Below are 223 nucleotides of genomic sequence, written 5' to 3' on the forward strand. Positions count from 1 at the left end.
TAACGAATCGTGGCCAGAAAGTGAACCACAAGAAGGTTCAGCGCATTATGAAAGAGCTTGGGTTAAAGTGTGTTGTGCGTATGAAGAAATATAAATCCTATAAAGGAAAAGTCGGTAGAATTGCACCTAATATTTTAGAGCGTAATTTTCATACAGATGCACCGAATCAAAAGTGGGTAACAGACATCACAGAGTTTAAATTGTTTGGAGAAAAACTGTATGT

General features: G+C 36.8%; 1 protein-coding gene. It reads left to right on the forward strand.

Annotated elements, in window-relative coordinates; genetic code table 11:
* Positions 1-223: IS3 family transposase (locus MR167_RS32500; protein ID WP_242316313.1), on the forward strand; the 223-nt coding region annotated here is incomplete at both ends.

Source organism: Bacillus cereus group sp. BfR-BA-01355 (genome assembly GCF_022663675.1).
GTDB classification, from domain to species: domain Bacteria; phylum Bacillota; class Bacilli; order Bacillales; family Bacillaceae_G; genus Bacillus_A; species Bacillus_A thuringiensis_S.